Origin of the sequence: Streptomyces collinus (assembly GCF_031348265.1) — a bacterium.
In the GTDB taxonomy this organism is placed as follows: Bacteria; Actinomycetota; Actinomycetes; order Streptomycetales; family Streptomycetaceae; genus Streptomyces; species Streptomyces collinus.
In genome coordinates, this window is sequence record NZ_CP133771.1 from 5871238 (window position 1) to 5889637 (window position 18400).

Here is an 18400-nt window from a genome sequence, read left to right on the forward strand (position 1 = left end):
GGTGCGCACCTTGGCTTTCCAGATGCCGGACCGCGGCGGAGGCCCTTCGGGGCCGCGGATCAGAGTGGGCCGCCCGTCCCGGCGTGTCCGGACCCTGCTCATGACGCTGGGCGTCCTGGCCGTTCTCGGCATGGCGTTCACCATGTTCGCGGGCTTTTGGACGGACTGGCTCTGGTACCGCTCGGTGAACTACTCCTCGGTCTTCACCACCACGCTGTGGACCAAGATCGGGCTCTTCTCCGTCTTCGGCCTGCTCATGGCCCTCGCCGTCGGCTTCAACATCTGGCTGGCGCACCGGCTGCGGCCGCCGCTGAGCGCCATGTCGATGGAGCAGCAGAACCTCGACCGCTACCGGATGGGCATCGCGCCCTACAAGAAGTGGCTGCTGTTCGGGATCACCGCCCTGGTGGGCCTGATCGCCGGCGCCTCCGCCTCCGGCCAGTGGCGGACGTGGCTGATGTGGGTCAACGGCGTGCCCTTCGGCGAGAAGGACCCCCAGTTCAAGCTGGACGTCGCCTTCTACGCATTCGACCTGCCCTGGTACCGGTTCCTGCTCGGCTTCGGCTTCGCCGCCGCGATCCTGTCCGTGATCGCCGCCGCGCTCACCCACTACCTCTACGGCGGGCTGCGCGTCACGAGCCCGGGCGCCCGCGCCACGGCCGCGGCCACCGGGCACCTGTCGGTGCTCATCGGCATCTTCGTGGCCCTCAAGGCGGTCGCGTACTGGCTCGACCGGTACGGACTCGCGGTGAAGTCCAGTGACTTCCGGGCGACCGACAACTGGACGGGCCTGAGGTACGTCGACGCCAACGCCTACCTGCCGGCCAAGACGATCCTGTTCTGCATCGCCGTCATCTGCGCGCTGCTGTTCTTCGCCACCATCTGGCGGCGTACGTGGCAGCTGCCCGTGATCGGCTTCGGCCTGATGGTGCTCTCCGCGATCCTCATCGGCGGCCTGTACCCGGCGATCGTGCAGAAGTTCCAGGTCCAGCCGAACGAGCAGGCCAAGGAGGCGCCGTACGTCGAGAAGAACCTCGAAGCGACGCGCAAGGCCTACGGCATCGACGGCACCAAGGTCACCGACTACTCGGGCACCAGCAAGACCGAGGACAAGACCACCCTGCGCGACGACGTTCCCTCCACGGCCAGCATCCGGATCATGGACCCGAACATCGTGTCGCCGACGTTCCAGCAGCTCCAGCAGATCAGGAACTACTACGCGTTCCCGAACAACCTGGACGTCGACCGTTACGCCAAGGACGGCAAGGACCAGGACACGGTCATCGGCCTGCGCGAGCTGAACCTCGCGGGCATCCCGAAGAAGAACTGGATCAACAACCACTTCCGTTACACCCACGGATACGGAGTGGTCGCCGCCGAGGGCACCAGCGCCGACGCGCAGGGCCGTCCGAACTTCACGGAGTCCGACCTGCCCTCCGAGGGCGACCTCGGCACGTACGAGCAGCGGATCTACTACGGCGAGAAGACCGACACCTACTCGATCGTCGGCGGTCCCCAGAAGGAGATCGACTACTCCGACGACAACGGCGAGAAGACCACCAGCTACAAGGGCGACAGCGGGGTCAGCCTCTCCAACCCGGTCAACCGGGCCGCCTACGCGGTGGCGTTCGGAGAGCCGCAGATCCTGTACTCCGGTGCCATCGGCGACGGTTCGCGGATCCTGTACAACCGCACGCCCAAGGAGCGCGTCGAGGCGGTCGCCCCCTGGCTGACCATCGACGGCGACGCCTACCCGGCGGTGGTGGACGGCCGGATCCAGTGGATCGTCGACGCGTACACGACGACGAACGGCTACCCGTACTCCTCGCGTACGACCCTGGGCGACACCACGGCCGACTCGCTGACCGCCACCAACGACAACCGCGCGGTGGTGGCCCAGCAGAACCAGGTCAACTACATCCGCAACTCGGTGAAGGCCACCGTCGACGCCTACACGGGCAAGGTCAAGCTCTTCCAGTGGGACACCAAGGACCCCGTCCTGAAGACGTGGATGAAGGCCTTCCCGAACACGGTGGAGCCCAAGAGCGACATCTCCAAGTCGCTCATGGACCATCTGCGCTACCCCCAGGACCTGTTCAAGGTCCAGCGGGAGCTGCTCACCCGCTACCACGTGAAGGACGCCACGACGTTCCTCAGCGGCAGCGAGGTGTGGCAGGTGCCGGACGACCCGACGAACCGGTCGGGCAGCGCGGTGCCGCCGTACTACCTGAGCATGAAGATGCCCGACCAGAAGGCGCAGGCGTTCTCGCTGACGACGACCTTCACGCCCAACGGCCGGGACAACCTCAGCGCGTTCATGGCGGTCGACGCCGACCCGGGCACCGGTGACTACGGCAAGATCAGAATCCTGAAACTGCCGACGAACACCACGGTCAACGGACCCAAGCAGGTCCAGAGCCAGTTCAACTCCCAAGAGGACATCGCCGAGTCCATCAGGCTCCTGAGAGGCGGCGACTCCGAAGTCGAGTACGGCAACCTGCTGACGGTGCCGCTCGACGGCGGACTGCTCTACGTGGAGCCGGTCTACGTCCGCGGTGGCGGCCTGAAGTACCCGCTGCTGCGCAAGGTGCTGGTCACCTACGGAGGCCAGACCGCCTTCGAGAACACCCTCGACGAGGCCCTCAACAAGGTCTTCGGAGCGGACGGCCCGGCCACCGAGCCACCGGACGAGGGCGATACGACGACGCCACCGCCGACGTCCGACAACCCGACGGTCCAACAGGCCCTGGAGGACGCCCAAAAGGCGTTCGACGCCGGCCAGGAGGCCCTGAAGAAGAACGACTGGGAGGCGTACGGCAAGGCCCAGAAGGACCTTGAGGACGCCCTGCGGCGGGCCGAGGACGCCCAGGCCGAAGCGAGCCGGACGGGCGGTTCCGGGGGCGGCGAGAGCAAGCCCAGCGGCAGCCCCAGCGGCAGTCCGAGCCCGAAGCCGAGCAGCTAGGGCCCTGGCCTGGTCAAATGCCCACCCCGCGCCGTGATACGGTTGTGAACACAACGGCGCGGGGTGGAGCAGCTCGGTAGCTCGCTGGGCTCATAACCCAGAGGTCGCAGGTTCAAATCCTGTCCCCGCTACTGAAGTCGCGATGTCCGAGTGACGGAGCGGCCACGAAGGCCCGGATTCCACAAAGGAATCCGGGCCTTCGTGATGTGTGAACGCATGTGCTGGCGCAGGCTGTGGCCGCGCCGTCGGGGGGAGTTGGGCGATCTGTGTTTGACTTGTCTCTCTGTGGGCATGTCGACAAAACGCTGAAGTGACCTCACTGGCTGCGGTATACCAGGTGTACCCAGGTTGCAGGTGGTGCGACGATGGACGTTATGGGGGACAAGGCAACTCTGTTCGAGACAGGGCGTTTTGTGCAGCCTTCCAGCCGGGAGGACACCGAGACCCCGGACGAGACCGGGGAGATCGCCGACGAGGCGGCCGAGGAGCTGCGTCAGCGGCTCGCCGCCGAGACCGGCGACGTCGAGGCGATGAGTGTCCTCGGGGCCATGCTGCTGCGCCGTGGTGACCTCGACGGTGCCGAGCCTCATCTGCGTGCCGCCACCGCCGCGGGCGACCGGGCGGCCGCCAACAACCTGGGAGTTCTCCTTCACCAGCGGGGGTACGCCGACGAGGCCGCCGGATGGTGGCGGATCGCCGCCGTCGCCGGATCCACGGCGGCCGCGCACGCCCTGGGCCGGCATCACCGCGAGCGGGGTGACGAGCCCGCCGCCGAGTACTGGCTGCGCCAGTCCGCCGAGCAGGGGCACACGCTGGGCGCGTACGCGCTCGCCGACCTGCTGGAGCACCGCGGTGACGCCGCCTCCGAGCAGTGGATGCGGGTCGCTGCCGAGCGCGGCCACCGGGAGGCGGCGTACCGGCTGGCGCGGGCGCTGGACCGGAACGCGGCGCGGGAAGCCGACGGCGACAACGGTGTCCAGGTGCCCGAGGAGGCCGAGCAGTGGTACCGGCAGGCCGCCGCGCGCGGCCACCGGCGGGCCGCCCTGCACCTCGGGACGATCCTGGAGCGGCGCGGCGAGCTCAAGGAGGCCGGACGCTGGTACCTGACGTCCGCCAAGGACGGCGAGGCGCGTGCCGCCTGCGCGCTCGGCTTCCTGCTGCGCGACGCGGGCGACACGGAGAACGCCGCCGTGTGGTGGCTGCGGGGCGCCCAGGACGGCGACGGCAACGCCGCGAACGCGCTGGGCGCGCTGCACGCCGAGCGGGGCGAGACCCAGACCGCCGAGCGGTGGTACCGGGCCGCGATGGACGCGGGCGATGTGAACGGCGCGTACAACCTCGGCCTGCTCTGCGCCGAGCAGGGGCGCACCCCGCAGGCCGAGCAGTGGTACCGGCGCGCGGCCTACGCAGGGCACCGGGAGGCCGCGAACGCGCTGGCGATCCTGCTGCTGCGGGGCGGCGACGAGACGGGCGCGGAGCCGTGGTTCTCCAAGGCCGCGGAGGCCGGGAGCGTCGACGCCGCCTTCAACCTCGGCATCCTGCACGCCGGGCGGGGCGAGGAGCAGGCCGCGCTGCGCTGGTACGAGCGGGCCGCCGCCGCCGGGCACACCGAGGCGGCGCTCCAGGTCGGCATGGCGAGGCTGCGGGACGGCGACGAGCAGGAGGCCGAGCGGCATCTGCGGTGTGCCGCCGGGGGCGGGAGCGCCGAGGCCGCCTACCGGCTGGCGACGGTGCTCGACGCCCGGCGGCCGCCGGAGCCCGCGCATGAGCTCGGCGAGCCGGTGCACCGGCGGAGCGAGTGCGAGGAGTGGTACGAGCGGGCGGCGGACCAGGGGCATCGGCGCGCGCAGGTACGGGTCGGCATGCTGGCGGCGGCCCGGGGCGATGTCGTCGAGGCGGCTCGGTGGTACCGGGAGGCGGCCGAGGCCGGGTCCCGCAACGGTGCGTTCAATCTCGGGCTGCTGCTGGCCCGGGAGGGGAGCGAGCCCGAGGCGGCGGCGTGGTGGAAACGGGCCGCCGACGCCGGTCACGGACGGGCGGCGTTGCGGCTGGCCCTTGTCTACGCGCGTCGGGGTGAGCTGGCGGAGGGCCAGCGGTGGGCCGACCGGGCCGTGTCGCTGGGGCCGGCGTCCGTCGCCGAGCGGGCGGAGCGGCTGAGGGACGCTCTGCGGCAGGAGCTGTCCGCGTGAGGTGGTGTGGGTGGGGCCGGGGTGCAGCCGGGCAATGGATTTGCATCCGCCCTCCGCGGTGACGTAACGTTGCATTCACCGACGCGGGGTGGAGCAGCTCGGTAGCTCGCTGGGCTCATAACCCAGAGGTCGCAGGTTCAAATCCTGTCCCCGCTACTGAAGGCCGCGGGCCGGAATCCGAAAGGGTTCCGGCCCTCGGTGTTTTCCAGGGCTCCCAGGGGCCCGCCCGAGTAACGGAAAAGCCCCGGCACCGCGTGGGTGCCGGGGCTTTTCGTACGCAGGGCTAGGCGGCCGCGCAGTTCGGGCAGACGCCGCGGTACGTCACCTCGACGTCCGAGACCGTGAAGCCGAAGCGCTCGGTGTCGGGGAGGTCGGCCAGCGGGTTGCCGGTCGGGTGGACGTCCCGGATCGCGCCGCACTGGGCGCAGACCAGGTGGTGGTGCGGCTGGTGGGCGTTCGGGTCGTACCGCTTGGCGCGCTGGTCGGTGGAAACCTCCAGCACCTCGCCGAGGGTCACGAGTTCACCCAGCGTGTTGTAGACGGTCGCTCGGGAGATCTCGGGCAGCTTGGCGACGGCCCGTGCGTGGACCTCGTCGGCCGTCAGATGGACGTGTTCGCCGTCGAGGACCTCGGCCACGACGCGCCGCTGCGCGGTCATCCGCCATCCGCGTCCGCGCAGGCGTTCCAGAAGGTCACTCATGGCCACCAGCCTAACAGCTAAGGGGACCAGGTCCCGAATAGGTGTGAGATTAGAGCCCCGCTTGCTTTAGATGAAGTCTAATGTAGGATCGTGAACGGCTTTACCCAAGGGATAAGACTGGTCGGGAATCGGGACAGACTGGTCAGGAATGGTGCAGGAGGCGCACGTGACGCAGGGACCGCTGACGACGGAGGCCGGGGCTCCGGTCGCCGACAACCAGAACAGCGAGACCGCGGGCGCCGGCGGCCCGGTGCTCATCCAGGACCAGCTCCTGCTGGAGAAGCTGGCCCACTTCAACCGGGAGCGCATCCCGGAGCGCGTGGTGCACGCCCGCGGCGCGGGTGCGTACGGCACCTTCACGGTGACCGCCGATGTCACCCCGTACACGCGGGCCGCCTTCCTCTCCGGCATCGGCAAGCAGACCGAGGTCTTCCTGCGCTTCTCGACGGTGGCCGGCAACCTGGGCGCGGCGGACGCAGTGCGCGACCCGCGTGGCTTCGCGCTGAAGTTCTACACCGAGGAGGGCAACTACGACCTCGTCGGCAACAACACCCCGGTGTTCTTCATCAAGGACGCCGTCAAGTTCCCGGACTTCATCCACACCCAGAAGCGCGACCCGTACACCGGCTCGACCGAGGCGGACAACGTCTGGGACTTCTGGAGCCTGTCGCCCGAGTCCACGCACCAGGTGACCTGGCTGTTCGGCGACCGTGGCATCCCCGCCTCGTACCGCCACATGGACGGCTTCGGCTCGCACACGTTCCAGTGGAGCAACGAGGCCGGCGAGGCCTTCTGGGTGAAGTACCACTTCAAGACGGACCAGGGCATCAAGAACCTGACGGCCGAGGCGGCGGCCCGGCTCGCGGGTGAGGACCCCGACTCCCACCAGCGCGACCTGCGCGAGGCCATCGAGCGGGGCGAGTACCCGACCTGGACGGTCGGGGTGCAGATCATGCCGGTGGCCGAGGCGGCGACGTACCGTTTCAACCCGTTCGACCTGACCAAGGTCTGGCCGCACGCGGACTACCCGGTCGTCGAGATCGGCAGGCTGGAGCTCAACCGCAACCCGGAGAACGTCTTCGCCGAGGTGGAGCAGTCGATCTTCAGCCCCGCCCACTTCGTGCCGGGCATCGGGCCGTCCCCGGACAAGATGCTCCAGGGCCGCCTCTTCGCCTACGGCGACGCCCACCGCTACCGCGTCGGCATCAACGCAGACCACCTGCCGGTGAACCGTCCGCACGCCACCGTGGCGCGCACCAACTCCCGCGACGGGTACCTCTACGACGGCCGTCACGCCGGCGCGAAGAACTACGAGCCGAACAGCTTCGGCGGCCCGTTCCAGACGGACCGTCCGCTGTGGTCCGCCACGGCCGTGAGCGGCGCGACGGGCACCCACCCGGCCCCGGTGCACGCTGAGGACGACGACTTCGTCCAGGCGGGCAACCTCTACCGGCTCCTGGCGGAGGACGAGAAGGAGCGCCTGATCGCCAACCTGGCGGGCTTCATCGCCAAGGTCTCGCGCGAGGACATCGTCGAGCGCGCGATCGACAACTTCCGTCGGGCCGACGGAGACTACGGCAAGCGGCTGGAGGCCGCGGTCCAGGCCCTGCGCGGCTGAACTCCAGCACTGGACCGCTTGCGGTAGTGGACGGGCCGGGTCCCCTTGTGGGGGCCCGGCCCGTTCGTGCTGTTATGCGGGCACCTGCTGACGTGCCGGTGCCCAGCAGCGGATGATGTCGCGGACCGAGACGATGCCGGCGGGTTCGCCGCCGTCCAGCACGATGAGGTGCCGGAAGCCGCCGTGTGCCATGGCGCCCGCCGCCTCCTCCAGCGTCCAGGCCGGAGCGGCGAACACGACGTTGTTGGTGGTGTGGGCGTGGGCGCGTTCCGTGTCCGGGTCCTGGCCCAGGCCCACGGAGTTGAGGATGTCGCGTTCGGTGAGGATGCCGATGCCGCCGGCGTCGGGGTCGTGGACCACCGCCGCCCCCACCTTGCGCGCGGACATCAGCGCGGCGGCCTGGCGCAGGGTGTGGGTAGGGCCGATGGTGAGGACGACAGTGCTCATGGCGTCACGGACGAGCATGGATGGAGCCACCTCCTGGGAGTGTCCCCGCCGTTTGTTCAGCGTTTCACAAGTTCACAAGTGGGGGGACTCTCAGAGTGGCAGGCAAAGGGAGGGTCAACAAGGGGGCGCTCGGTAACAACGGGGGGCTCAGTAGCGCTGGTTCAGATACCCCAGCAGCTCGTCGTGGAGCAGCCCGTTCGACGCTGCCGCGTTGCCGCTGTGGGGGCCCGGGCGGGCGTCGAGGCCGGTGAAGGTGCCGCCCGCCTCCGTGACGACGATGGCGGTGGCCGCCATGTCCCACAGGGACAGCTCCGGCTCGGCGCACATGTCGATGGCGCCCTCCGCGACCATCATGTACGGCCAGAAGTCGCCGTACGCACGGGTGCGCCACACCTCGCGGGTCAGGTCCAGGAAGCCGTCCAGACGGCCCTGCTCCTCCCAGCCGCTCAGCGAGGAGTACGCGAAGGAGGCGTCGGAGAGCTTGGAGACCTGGGAGACCTGCAGCCGGGAGGCCTTGGTGAGGCTGCGGCCGGAGAACGCGCCGTGGCCCTGCGCGGCCCACCAGCGGCGGCCGAGGGCGGGAGCGGAGACCACGCCGACGACGGGCTGGAAGCCGCCCTCGCCGGCCTCCATCAGGGAGATGAGCGTGGCCCAGACGGGCACGCCCCGCACGTAGTTCTTGGTGCCGTCGATCGGGTCGATCACCCAGCGGCGGGGGCCGGTGCCCTCGACGCCGTACTCCTCGCCGAGGATCGCGTCCCGGGGGCGGGCGCGCCCGAGGTGGCCGCGGATGAGTTCCTCCGCGGCCTTGTCCGCCTCGCTCACCGGGGTCATGTCCGGTTTGGTCTCCACCTTGAGGTCGAGGGCCTTGAACCGGTCCGTCGTCGCGGCGTCGGCGGCGTCGGCGAGGACGTGGGCGAGACGCAGGTCGTCGAGGTAGTCGGGCATGCAACGAACCTATCTGCCGAGGCGCGGGTGGGGCTACAGGGGGTTGGCGGGGCCGGGTTTGCCCGGTGCCGTCTTGGGGCCGGCGGGGCCGGGTTCGCCGGGTGCCGTCTCGGGCTTGCTGTGGAGGATGTCGCGCGCCTGCTCCGCCGCACGGGCGGTGCTCTCGGAGACGAAGTCGAGAAATCGGGCGACGTTCTCCAGGCGGGCGGCTGCCGGGGAGCCGGGGCCGAGGACCCCGACGCCCTGCCGTGCGATCTCCACGACCTGGGCGATGGACCGGGCGCTGGCCATCATCGACTGGTACCAGACGTCGTCGTCGACGACATAGCGCTCGCGGCGTCCTTCGTCCGCTTCCCGGCGGACCAGGCCCTGGCTGTCGAGGAACGCGACCGCCTTGGACACGGACGCCGGGCTGACCTGGAGTCGCCGGGCGAGTTCGGCCGCGGTGAGGCTGCCCGAGTCGGTCAGGCAGAGGCAGGCCATCACCCGGGACATCATCTTGGGCATGCCCGACCCCATCAGGACGGTGGTGAAGGTCTCCTCGAACTCGCGTACGGCCTCGGTGTCCCGTCCGTCGGTCTGCGGGGGCGCCTTCGGATCCCGGGGTGCGGACTGCCTGCGGCGCTGGGTGCGCTGTTCCGTGGCGCGGTGGGCCAGGTCGGCACGGTAGGCCGTGGGGCCGCCGTTGCGCATGACCTCGCGCGTGACCGTCGAGGTCGGGCGGTCGAGGCGCCGGGCGATCTCCGCGTAGGCCAGGCCGTCGGCCAGCCCCAGCGCGATCTGCTGGCGTTCCTGCTGAGTGAGCCTGCCTCCCGGCATTGCAGCCTCCTTCGTGGTGCGTGATGTCCGCAGCCTAGCGTTCACCTTCATGTCATTGCAACGGAGGAGGTGGATTGTTGCGTTAAGTCGCATGGCCATTGCAATGATTTGGCTGCCTTGAACTGCGCATTCGTACGTTGAGTGCAACGAGCTCGTTGCCAGTTGAGTAAATGCAACGTAGCTTTTCCATCGTTGGAAACAACGGAGCGAAGGAGAGCACGATGCAGAAGTTCGACAGCCCCGCCCCCGTCTCGGCCGTCCTCGACATCCCCGCCGGGCGCATCCGGTTCATCGCGGCCGACCGGGCCGACACCACGGTCGAGGTCCTGCCCGCGGACGCCTCGAAGAGCCGCGACGTGAAGGCCGCGGAGCAGACCGAGGTGGCTTACGGCGACGGGGTCCTGCGGATCGAGTCCCCGGCGGCGAAGAACCGGGTCCTCGGCCACTCCGGCTCCGTCGAGGTGACCGTGCAGCTGCCCGCCGGCTCCAGCGTCGAGGCCAAGGCGGCCGCCGCCGAACTCCGCGGCGTCGGACGGCTCGGCGACGTCGCCTTCGAGGCGGCGCAGGGCTCGGTCAAGCTCGACGAGACCGGCGGGGCCCGCCTCACCCTGCTCGCCGGCGACATCTCGGTCGGCCGCCTGGGCGGCCCCGCGCAGATCAGCACCCAGAAGGGTGATCTGGGCATCGCCGAGGCCGTGGGTGGCGTGGTCGCGCTGCGCACCGAACAGGGCGACATCTCGGTCGGCGCCGCCCGCGGCGTCTCAGCCTCCCTGGACGCCGGCACCGGCTACGGCCGGATCCACAACAGCCTCATGAACGCCGACGGCGCCGCCGCCGGGCTGACCATCCTCGCGACCACCGCCTACGGCGACATCACCGCCCGCAGCCTGTAGAAATCCCGGCCTCTTCGAAGGAGCACCCCATGACCGACCTGGCCATCGCGGCGCACGGGCTGCGCAAGAGCTACGGCGACAAGACCGTCCTCGACGGGGTCGACCTGGCCGTCCCGGAAGGAACGATCTTCTCCCTGCTCGGTCCGAACGGCGCCGGCAAGACCACCGCCGTCAAGATCCTCTCCACCCTGATCACCGCCGATGCCGGCACGCTGCGGGTCGGCGGACACGACCTCACCACCGACCCGCAGGCCGTGCGCGCCGCGATCGGCGTCACCGGTCAGTTCTCCGCCGTCGACGGTCTGATCACCGGCGAGGAGAACATGCTCCTCATGGCGGACCTGCACCACCTGCCCCGACGCGAGGGGCGCCGCGTCGCCGCCGGACTGCTGGAGCGTTTCGACCTCACCGACGCCGCGAGGAAGCCCGCTTCCACCTACTCCGGCGGCATGAAGCGCCGCCTCGACATCGCCATGACCCTGGTCGGCGACCCGAGGATCATCTTCCTCGACGAACCCACCACCGGCCTCGACCCCCGTGCCCGCCACAACATGTGGCAGATCATCAGGGAACTCGTCACCGGCGGCGTCACCGTCTTCCTCACCACCCAGTACCTGGAGGAAGCCGACGAACTCGCCGACCGTATCGCCGTGCTCCACGACGGCACCATCGCCGCCGAAGGCAGCGCCGACGAACTGAAGCGGCTCATCCCCGGCGGCCACGTCCGGCTCCGCTTCACCGCCCCGGCCGCCTACCGGCACGCCGCCGCCACCCTGCGCGGGGTCACCCCGGACGACGAGGCCCTCGCCCTGCGGATCCCCAGCGACGGCAGCCAGCGCGAACTGCGTTCCATCCTCGACCGGCTCGACGCCGCCGGCATCGAAGCCGACGAACTGACCGTCCACACGCCCGACCTCGACGACGTGTTCTTCGCCCTCACCGGCCCGGCCAACGTCCCCAACCAGCCCAAGGAGACCACCCGATGAGCGCCCTCGGCCTCGCCCTCCGCGACTCCTCCACCATGCTGCGCCGCAACCTCCTGCACGCCCGGCGCTACCCGTCCCTTACCCTGAACCTGCTGCTGACCCCGATCATGCTGTTGCTGCTCTTCGTCTACATCTTCGGCGACACCATGAGCGCCGGCATCGGGGGCGGCGGCCCGGACCGGTCCGCGTACATCGCCTTCGTCGTGCCGGGCCTGCTGCTGATGACCATCGGCAGCACCACGATCGGCACCGCGGTCTCCGTCTCCAACGACATGACCGAGGGCATCATCGCCCGCTTCCGCACCATGGCGATCCACCGCGGGTCGGTGCTCATCGGGCACGTCATCGGCAGCGTGCTGCAGGCGGTCGCCAGCGTGGTGCTCGTCGGCGCCGTCGGCGTGGCCATCGGCTTCCGCTCCTCCGGCGCCGGCGTCCTGGAGTGGCTCGCGGCCTTCGGACTGCTCGTGCTCTTCGCCACCGCCCTCACCTGGATCGCGGTCGGCATGGGCCTGGTCAGTCCGAACGCGGAGGCCGCCGGCAACAACGCGATGCCCCTGATCCTGCTGCCCCTGCTGTCCAGCACCTTCGTCCCGCTCGACGCGATGCCGGGCTGGTTCCGGCCGATCGCCGAGTACCAGCCGTTCACTCCGGCCATCGAGACCCTGCGCGGGCTGCTCCTCGGGACCGAGATCGGCCACAACGGCTGGCTCGCCCTCGCCTGGTGCCTCGGCCTCGCGGTGCTCGGCTACTTCTGGTCGACCTCGAAGTTCAACGGCGACCCGAGGTAACCGCCGTGGCCACGCGGGCCACCTCCCGCCAACGTCCCACCCCAGGGCGGCGTACACCGGCATCCCGCCGGAGTGCGCCGCCCGTTCGTCTGCCCGGGGGCGAGCCCTCGGCACCGGGCCGACGCACCGCGCGGCAAGGCCGAAACGCGCCCCCGCGCGCACTCGCGAACCCTTGACAGTGCTTCCATGCGCGTCAAACCTGGGCGCAGAGCCGCTCGCCCCAAGGGGAGGCGAAGATGCCTGCAGCGCGGGAATCCTTACTGGACGCCGCCTACACGGCGCTGGTGCGCCGGCCGTGGTCCGCCGTGAGGATGGTGGACGTGGCCGCGGCAGCCGGGGTGTCCCGCCAGACGCTGTACAACGAGTTCGGCAGCAAGGACGGTCTGGCCAGGGCACTCGTGAGGCGGGAGGCCGACGGATATCTCGCCGGGGTGGACCGCGCTCTCGCCGGGTACAGCGAGCCCCGCGACCGGCTCACCGCCACCGCCGAGTGGACCGCCTCGGCGGCCCGGGACAACATCCTCGTCCGCGCCATGCTCACCGGCTGCTGGAGTGAGCGGCTGCCCGCCCCCGCCCTGGCGGCCGTGCCGTCCGCCTCCGCCGTACCGGCCCAGCGCCGCGCCGACGGGCCGCTGCCCTCACCCGGCGACTTCGTCGCCCTCGTCCGCGACCGGGCCGTCGCCTTCCTGGCCGGCCCCGGCACCCCCAAGTCCGACACCGCCGACCTGGCCCGCTCCTGCGAACTCGCCGTCCGGCTCGCCCTGTCGTGTGTGGCCGCGCCACCCGGTGAGGGCGGCGTCGCCGGCCTGGTCCGCAGCGTCCTTCAGCGGCAGGCGGGCTGACAGGACGTCAGTGCGCCGACCCCGACAACTGCAACCCGACCACGCCGATGATGACGAGACTGATCGACACGATCTTCAGCGTCGACACCAGGTCCCCCAGGAACACCATGCCGTAGATCGCCGTCCCCGCCGCACCGATGCCCGTCCACACCGCGTACGCGGGACCCACGTCGAGTTTTCTCAGCGCCAGGGTCAGCAGGCCGAAGCTGCCGAGGGCGAAGATGCAGAACGCGACCGTCGGCCAGAGCCGGGTGAAGCCGTGGGACAGCTTCAGACACACCGCGAAGCCGGTCTCGAGCAATCCGGCCACGATGACCAGCAGCCACGCCATGAGTCGTCCTCCCGTATCCCACGTTCAGTGACCGCTCAGTCAGTTTCGTCGCGCTCGTCAGGCTTTGGTCAGGATTGCATCCGGCTTGGGTGCGATTATGCACTTACCGCCAGCACACCGGCACAAACAACGCGGAGGTCAGTCGCCTTCCTTGCGTTCACGCGTGGCCAGCAGCCGGCGCAGCGAGTACAGCCGCGCGGGATCCGCGTGCCCCTCGGCCACCCAGGCGTCCAGCGCACAGTCCGGCTCGTCGTGACTGCACGCGCGCGGGCAGCCCTCGGTGCCCGGCTCCAGATCCGGGAAGGCATGGATGACCTGGGACGGGTCCACGTGGTGCAGCCCGAAGGACCGCAGGCCCGGGGTGTCGATCACCCAGCCGTCGCTGCCCGAGAGCGGCAGTGCCAGCGCCGACGTGGTGGTGTGCCGGCCGCGGCCCGTCACCGCGTTCACATGCCCGGTCGTACGCCGCTGCTCCTCCGGCACCAGCGAGTTGACCAGAGTCGTCTTGCCGACGCCGGAGTGGCCGACGAACGCGGTGATCTTGCCGTCGAGCTGCTCGCGCACGCGCGCGACGGCGGAGCCGTTCTGCAGTTCCTCGCGGCTGGTCACGACATAGGGGATGTCGAGGTGGCCGTACAGCTCCAGCAGCTCGTCGGGCGGGGCGAGGTCCGACTTGGTCAGGACCAGCAGCGGCTCCAGGCCGCCGGCGTAGGCCGCGACCAGGCAGCGGTCGATCAGGCGGGGGCGGGGCTCCGGGTCGGCCAGCGCGGTGACGACGGCCAGCTGGTCGGCGTTGGCGACGACCACCCGCTCGAACGGATCGTCGTCGTCCGCCGTGCGGCGCAGGACGGAGGTGCGCTCCTCGATGCGCACGATCCTCGCGAGTGAGTCCTTCTTGCCCGTCAGGTCGCCCACGATGGCGACTCGGTCGCCGACGACCGCGGCCTTGCGGCCCAGCTCGCGGGCCTTCATCGCCATGACCACACGGTCCTCGACCAGGCAGGTCAGGCGGCCCCGGTCGACGGTGAGGACCAGGCCCTCGGTGGCGTCCTCGTGCTTGGGGCGGATGTTCGTCCGGGGCCGGGTGTTCCGGCGGCCCGGACGGGTGCGGATGTCGTCCTCGTCGGTGTGCTTGCCGTAGCGGCGCATGACGTGATCCCTGCGTCCTACGCCCCGAGCATCCCGGTCCACAGATCGGGGAAGTCGGGCAGGGTCTTGGCCGTCGTCGCCACGTTCTCGATCTGCACGCCCTCCACCGCGAGGCCGATGATCGCGCCGGCCGTGGCCATGCGGTGGTCGTCGTAGGTGTGGAAGATCCCGCCGTGCAGCCGGCGCGGGCGGATGTGCAGACCGTCGGCGGTCTCCGTGACGTCGCCGCCGAGTTCGTTGATCTCCTTGGTGAGCGCGGCCAGCCGGTCCGTCTCGTGCAGCCGCAGGTGGGCCACTCCGCGCAGGGTCGACGGGGAGTCCGCGAGGGCCGCGACCGCCGCGATGCCCGGCGTCAGCTCACCGACCTCGCCCAGGTCGACGTCGATGCCGTGCACCGAGCCGGAGCCGGTGAACACCAGCCCGTACTCGGTCAGTTCGCAGGAGCCGCCCATCTCGGTGAAGATCTCGCGCAGCCGGTCACCGGGCTGCGTGGTGCGCGAGGGCCAGTCCGGGACGACGACCTTGCCGCCGGTCACCAGCGCCGCCGCCAGGAAGGGCTGGGCGTTCGACAGGTCCGGCTCGATGACCAGGTCCCGGCCGAGCAGGGCGCCCGGCGAGACCCGCCAGACGTTCGGCTCGCCGCCCGACTCGGGCGTGTCCACCTGGGCGCCGACCGCGCGCAGCATGTCGACGGTCATGCGGATGTGCGGCATGGAGGGCAGCGTGGCGCCGGTGTGACGGACCTCGACGCCCTGGTTGAAGCGCGGCCCGGAGAGCAGCAGGGCGCTCACGAACTGCGACGAGGAGGAGGCGTCGATGGCGACCGTGCCGCCGTCCAGGGCGCCGCTGCCGTGCACGGTCATGGGCAGCGCGCCGCGGCCGTCGTCGTCGATCCGGGCGCCGAGCTGCCGCAGCGCGTCGATGACGCCGTTCAGCGGACGCTCGTAGGAACGGGGGTCGCCGTCGAACCGGACGGAGCCGTCGGCGAGCGCGGCGACCGGCGGCAGGAACCGCATCACCGTGCCGGCGTTGCCGACGTCGACCGTGGCCGGGCCGCGCAGGCCGGTGGGGAGCACACGCCAGGCCTCGCCGGTGCCGTCGGGGCCCACGCCCTCCTCGATCTCGATGCCCATGGCGCGCAGCGCGCCGGCCATCAGCAGGGTGTCGCGGGAGCGCAGGGGGCGGCGCAGCCAGCCGGGCTCGGAGGCGAGGGAGGCGAGGACCAGGGCACGGTTGGTGACCGACTTGGACCCGGGCACGTGGACCGTCGCGTCGACGGCTCCGCTCGCGTGCGGGGCGGGCCAGAGGGCGGTGTCTGGGGTGTTCGGGGCCATGGCCCCACTTTATAAGCAGGCCGTCGTCGGAGTGCGGCGCCGTGGGGCCGGTCGCACCCGCGTGGTGGAGCCGCCCGACGGGCAGGCCCGCGCCTCCTCGGGGCGGCCGTCACATCTCCAGCAACCAGCGTCCCCCACCGATCAGCGAGCACAGCGACACGGCGTGGAACAGGAAGAACCAGAGGCCCGCCGGCACGTGCGTCAGCCGCGACAGCTGGTCGGCGTCCGAGTCCCCGGCCCCGCCCCGGGCCCGCTTCGCCTGGAGTTCGAAGGCCGGGCGGACTCCGCCGATCAGCAGGAACCACACCACCGCGTACGCGAACGCCGCCTGGACCTGGGGCCCTGCCAGCCAGGAGACCAGCACGAACAGGCCGCCGGTGACGATCATGGTCAGGGCGCCGTAGGCGTTGCGGATCATCACGAGCATGGTGAGGAGCAGGGCCGTGGCCAGCCACAGCAGGAGCGTGATCCGGCCGGAGCCCAGCAGGGACGCCCCGCCGAGGCCCAGCAGGGGCGGGGCCGTGTAACCCGCGGCCGCGGTGAGGATCATGCCGATGCCGTGCGGCTTGCCGCGGCTGACGGTCAGGCCGCTGGTGTCCGAGTGCAGGCGTATGCCCGTGAGGGTGCGGCCGGTGAGCAGGGCCACGAGCCCGTGGCCGCCCTCGTGGGCGATGGTGATCGCGTTGCGGGAGATGCGCCACAGGCCGTGCGGGATCACCACGGCGAGCGCGGCGCCCAGGGTCGCGATCACCACCCACAGGTCGGGGTCGGGCTGCGTGCCGGACACCTCGTCCCAGAGGGAGGCGAGCGAGGCGGTTGCGGTGCTGTCCATGTGAGGCGTTGGCTCCCTGTGGGCGGATGGAATCTGGCAGTGTGGCACGTATGTGCGGACGGTATTCAGCGAGTCGCAGGCCAGAGGATCTCGCAGGAATCTTTGAGATCGAGAAGTGGGAGCCCGAGGAGACCCTCGCGCCGGACTACAACGTCGCGCCCACCAAAGAGGTCTACGCCGTCCTGGACCGCCCCCTCAAAGACGCCGACGACCCGCGCCCGGTTCGGCAGCTGCGCACGCTGAAGTGGGGGCTCGTCCCGTCCTGGTCGAAGACCCCCGAGGGCGGTGCCCGGATGATCAACGCCCGCGCGGAGACCGTCCACGAGAAGCCGTCCTACCGCCGTGCCTTCACCTCCCGGCGCTGCATCCTGCCCGCCGACGGCTACTACGAGTGGGTCACCGGCACCCAGGAGCGCGAGCTGGAGGTCGAGGGCAAGAAGAAGCGGCCCCGCAAGCAGCCGTACTTCGTGACGCCGGCCGACGGGTCGGTCTTCGCGATGGCCGGGCTGTACGAGTTCTGGCGGGACAAGACGCTGCCCGACGACCACCCGCAGGCCTGGTGGGTGACGTGCTCGGTGATCACCACGGAGGCCGAGCAGAGCCCGCTCGCGGTGTCCCCGGCCGACGGGCCGCGGGCGCTCGCCGAGATCCACCCCCGGATGCCCCTGATGCTGACGCCCGACCGCTGGGACGCCTGGCTGGACCCCTCCCGCACGGACGCCGACGGCCTGCGCGAGCTGCTCGCCCCGCCGCCCGCCGGGCTGATGCGGGCCTACCCGGTCGCCACGGCCGTCAGCAACGTCCGCAACAACGGGCCGGAGCTGCTCAAGGAGCTGGAAGGGCCCGAAGAGGGCACACTCTTCTGACGTGACGCATGTGACGAAGACCGCCGGCACCGCCACCGAGACCGTCGAGACCGACGCCGGAACCGCCCGGATCACCTGGCACGGGGCGAAGAAGGCCCGGCTGGTGCTCGCCGTCAGCCACGGCGCGGGCGGTGGCATCGAGGCCCGTGACCTGGTGGCGCTGGCCGAGGTCCTGCCCGCCCACGGCGTGACCGTCGCCCGGGTGGAACAGCCCTGGCGGGTGGCCGGGAAGAAGCTGGCACCCGCGCCGAAGACCCTGGACACCGGCTGGCGCGGCATCTGGCCCGCGCTGGCGAAGTCCGGGCTGCCGGTGATCTCCGGCGGGCGCAGCGCCGGGGCCCGCGTGGCCTGCCGCACCGCGACCGAGCTGGGCGCCCATGCCGTGCTCGCGCTCAGTTTCCCCCTGCACCCGCCGGGCAAGCCGGAGAAGTCCCGCGCCGAGGAGCTGCTGGGAGCCGGAGTGCCCGTCCTCGTCGTGCAGGGCGCCAACGATCCGTTCGGGAAGCCGGAGGAATTCCCGGGCGGGCCGTTCGAGCTCGTGGAGATCCCGTACGCGGACCATGGTTTCGCCGTGCCGAAACGTGCGGACATCTCGCAGGACCGGGCCGTGTCCCTCATCACGGACGCGGTCGTGGAGTGGACCGGGTCACTCGGGTAAAGCTTCGGGAATGCCGGGGCGGCGATCACTGTTGTGCG

17 protein-coding genes and 2 tRNA genes are annotated in these 18400 nt (G+C 70.7%); 11 read left to right on the forward strand and 8 right to left on the reverse strand.

What is annotated here, in order from left to right:
* The first annotated feature begins 22 nt into the window (after positions 1–22).
* From RFN52_RS26830 to RFN52_RS26845, 4 genes are all read left to right on the forward strand, one after another.
* Positions 23–2962 (forward strand): UPF0182 family membrane protein, encoded by a 2940-nt coding sequence (locus RFN52_RS26830; protein ID WP_229856513.1) that lies wholly within the window; start codon positions 23–25, stop codon positions 2960–2962.
* A 57-nt stretch (positions 2963–3019) separates the two neighbouring features.
* A tRNA-Met gene (locus RFN52_RS26835) sits at positions 3020–3093 on the forward strand.
* A 234-nt stretch (positions 3094–3327) separates the two neighbouring features.
* Positions 3328–5151 (forward strand): tetratricopeptide repeat protein, encoded by a 1824-nt coding sequence (locus RFN52_RS26840; protein ID WP_184849781.1) that lies wholly within the window; start codon positions 3328–3330, stop codon positions 5149–5151.
* Positions 5152–5233: 82 nt separating this feature from the next.
* Positions 5234–5307, forward strand: a tRNA-Met gene (locus tag RFN52_RS26845).
* Positions 5308–5434: 127 nt separating this feature from the next.
* Here the strand turns inward: RFN52_RS26845 and RFN52_RS26850 are convergent.
* Complete coding sequence (locus RFN52_RS26850; protein WP_062928973.1) at positions 5435–5851, reverse strand: Fur family transcriptional regulator; 417 nt, start codon at positions 5849–5851, stop codon at positions 5435–5437.
* Between the two features lie 166 nt (positions 5852–6017).
* Here RFN52_RS26850 and RFN52_RS26855 point away from each other — a divergent pair, with 166 nt between their 5' ends.
* The gene (locus RFN52_RS26855; RefSeq protein WP_311241064.1) at positions 6018–7469 is read left to right on the forward strand and encodes a catalase; all 1452 of its coding nucleotides are present in this window, start codon (positions 6018–6020) and stop codon (positions 7467–7469) included.
* A gap of 72 nt (positions 7470–7541) precedes the next feature.
* On the opposite strand, the gene RFN52_RS26860 is transcribed toward RFN52_RS26855, so the two are convergent.
* From RFN52_RS26860 to RFN52_RS26870, 3 genes are all read right to left on the reverse strand, one after another.
* Positions 7542–7934, reverse strand: a complete 393-nt coding sequence (locus RFN52_RS26860) for a CBS domain-containing protein (RefSeq protein ID WP_102911931.1) — start codon at positions 7932–7934, stop codon at positions 7542–7544.
* 129 nt (positions 7935–8063) lie between these two features.
* Positions 8064–8864, reverse strand: a complete 801-nt coding sequence (gene hisN / locus RFN52_RS26865) for a histidinol-phosphatase (RefSeq protein ID WP_184849786.1) — start codon at positions 8862–8864, stop codon at positions 8064–8066.
* Positions 8865–8897: 33 nt separating this feature from the next.
* Positions 8898–9683: a GbsR/MarR family transcriptional regulator gene (locus RFN52_RS26870; RefSeq protein WP_184849788.1), complete on the reverse strand. Its 786-nt coding sequence runs from the start codon at positions 9681–9683 to the stop codon at positions 8898–8900.
* Between the two features lie 221 nt (positions 9684–9904).
* Here RFN52_RS26870 and RFN52_RS26875 point away from each other — a divergent pair, with 221 nt between their 5' ends.
* The 4 genes from RFN52_RS26875 (at position 9905) to RFN52_RS26890 (ending at position 13192) form a co-directional block, all read left to right on the forward strand.
* Positions 9905–10576, forward strand: a complete 672-nt coding sequence (locus tag RFN52_RS26875; RefSeq protein WP_184849791.1) for a DUF4097 family beta strand repeat-containing protein — start codon at positions 9905–9907, stop codon at positions 10574–10576.
* A gap of 29 nt (positions 10577–10605) precedes the next feature.
* Positions 10606–11562: an ATP-binding cassette domain-containing protein gene (locus RFN52_RS26880; RefSeq protein ID WP_184849793.1), complete on the forward strand. Its 957-nt coding sequence runs from the start codon at positions 10606–10608 to the stop codon at positions 11560–11562.
* Positions 11559–12350 carry an ABC transporter permease gene (locus RFN52_RS26885; protein ID WP_184849795.1) on the forward strand — a complete coding sequence of 264 codons (792 nt, stop codon included), beginning with the start codon at positions 11559–11561 and terminating at the stop codon, positions 12348–12350. The genes RFN52_RS26880 and RFN52_RS26885 overlap by 4 nt, the downstream gene beginning before the upstream one ends.
* Before the next feature lie 236 nt (positions 12351–12586).
* Positions 12587–13192 (forward strand): TetR/AcrR family transcriptional regulator, encoded by a 606-nt coding sequence (locus tag RFN52_RS26890; protein WP_184849797.1) that lies wholly within the window; start codon positions 12587–12589, stop codon positions 13190–13192.
* Between the two features lie 7 nt (positions 13193–13199).
* Here the strand turns inward: RFN52_RS26890 and RFN52_RS26895 are convergent, their stop codons facing one another.
* The 4 genes from RFN52_RS26895 to RFN52_RS26910 form a co-directional block, all read right to left on the reverse strand.
* A complete protein-coding gene (locus RFN52_RS26895; protein ID WP_030851564.1) occupies positions 13200–13523 on the reverse strand; it encodes a DMT family transporter in 324 nt (107 codons plus the stop codon).
* Between the two features lie 138 nt (positions 13524–13661).
* Complete coding sequence (rsgA, locus tag RFN52_RS26900; protein WP_184849799.1) at positions 13662–14672, reverse strand: ribosome small subunit-dependent GTPase A; 1011 nt, start codon at positions 14670–14672, stop codon at positions 13662–13664.
* 17 nt (positions 14673–14689) lie between these two features.
* Positions 14690–16006, reverse strand: a complete 1317-nt coding sequence (aroA, locus tag RFN52_RS26905; RefSeq protein WP_184849801.1) for a 3-phosphoshikimate 1-carboxyvinyltransferase — start codon at positions 16004–16006, stop codon at positions 14690–14692.
* 109 nt (positions 16007–16115) lie between these two features.
* Complete coding sequence (locus RFN52_RS26910) at positions 16116–16838, reverse strand: M50 family metallopeptidase (RefSeq protein WP_184849803.1); 723 nt, start codon at positions 16836–16838, stop codon at positions 16116–16118.
* Positions 16839–16888: 50 nt separating this feature from the next.
* On the opposite strand from RFN52_RS26910, the gene RFN52_RS26915 reads away from it, so the two are divergent.
* Both RFN52_RS26915 and RFN52_RS26920 read left to right on the forward strand, forming a co-directional pair.
* Positions 16889–17704 carry an SOS response-associated peptidase gene (locus RFN52_RS26915; protein ID WP_184849805.1) on the forward strand — a complete coding sequence of 272 codons (816 nt, stop codon included), beginning with the start codon at positions 16889–16891 and terminating at the stop codon, positions 17702–17704.
* A gap of 1 nt (position 17705) precedes the next feature.
* Positions 17706–18362, forward strand: coding sequence for an alpha/beta hydrolase family protein (locus tag RFN52_RS26920; RefSeq protein ID WP_374050180.1), 657 nt, complete (start codon positions 17706–17708; stop codon positions 18360–18362).
* The last annotated feature ends 38 nt before the right edge of the window (positions 18363–18400 follow it).

Coding starts and splice junctions, on each gene's coding strand:
- RFN52_RS26830 (WP_229856513.1), top strand. CDS start 23: ATGCCGGACCGCGGCGGAGGCCCTTCGGGGCCGCGGATCAGAGTGGGC.
- RFN52_RS26840 (WP_184849781.1), top strand. CDS start 3,328: ATGGACGTTATGGGGGACAAGGCAACTCTGTTCGAGACAGGGCGTTTT.
- RFN52_RS26850 (WP_062928973.1), bottom strand. CDS start 5,851: ATGAGTGACCTTCTGGAACGCCTGCGCGGACGCGGATGGCGGATGACC.
- RFN52_RS26860 (WP_102911931.1), bottom strand. CDS start 7,934: ATGCTCGTCCGTGACGCCATGAGCACTGTCGTCCTCACCATCGGCCCT.
- hisN (WP_184849786.1), bottom strand. CDS start 8,864: ATGCCCGACTACCTCGACGACCTGCGTCTCGCCCACGTCCTCGCCGAC.
- RFN52_RS26870 (WP_184849788.1), bottom strand. CDS start 9,683: ATGCCGGGAGGCAGGCTCACTCAGCAGGAACGCCAGCAGATCGCGCTG.
- RFN52_RS26875 (WP_184849791.1), top strand. CDS start 9,905: ATGCAGAAGTTCGACAGCCCCGCCCCCGTCTCGGCCGTCCTCGACATC.
- RFN52_RS26880 (WP_184849793.1), top strand. CDS start 10,606: ATGACCGACCTGGCCATCGCGGCGCACGGGCTGCGCAAGAGCTACGGC.
- RFN52_RS26885 (WP_184849795.1), top strand. CDS start 11,559: ATGAGCGCCCTCGGCCTCGCCCTCCGCGACTCCTCCACCATGCTGCGC.
- RFN52_RS26890 (WP_184849797.1), top strand. CDS start 12,587: ATGCCTGCAGCGCGGGAATCCTTACTGGACGCCGCCTACACGGCGCTG.
- RFN52_RS26895 (WP_030851564.1), bottom strand. CDS start 13,523: ATGGCGTGGCTGCTGGTCATCGTGGCCGGATTGCTCGAGACCGGCTTC.
- rsgA (WP_184849799.1), bottom strand. CDS start 14,672: ATGCGCCGCTACGGCAAGCACACCGACGAGGACGACATCCGCACCCGT.
- aroA (WP_184849801.1), bottom strand. CDS start 16,006: ATGGCCCCGAACACCCCAGACACCGCCCTCTGGCCCGCCCCGCACGCG.
- RFN52_RS26910 (WP_184849803.1), bottom strand. CDS start 16,838: ATGGACAGCACCGCAACCGCCTCGCTCGCCTCCCTCTGGGACGAGGTG.
- RFN52_RS26915 (WP_184849805.1), top strand. CDS start 16,889: ATGTGCGGACGGTATTCAGCGAGTCGCAGGCCAGAGGATCTCGCAGGA.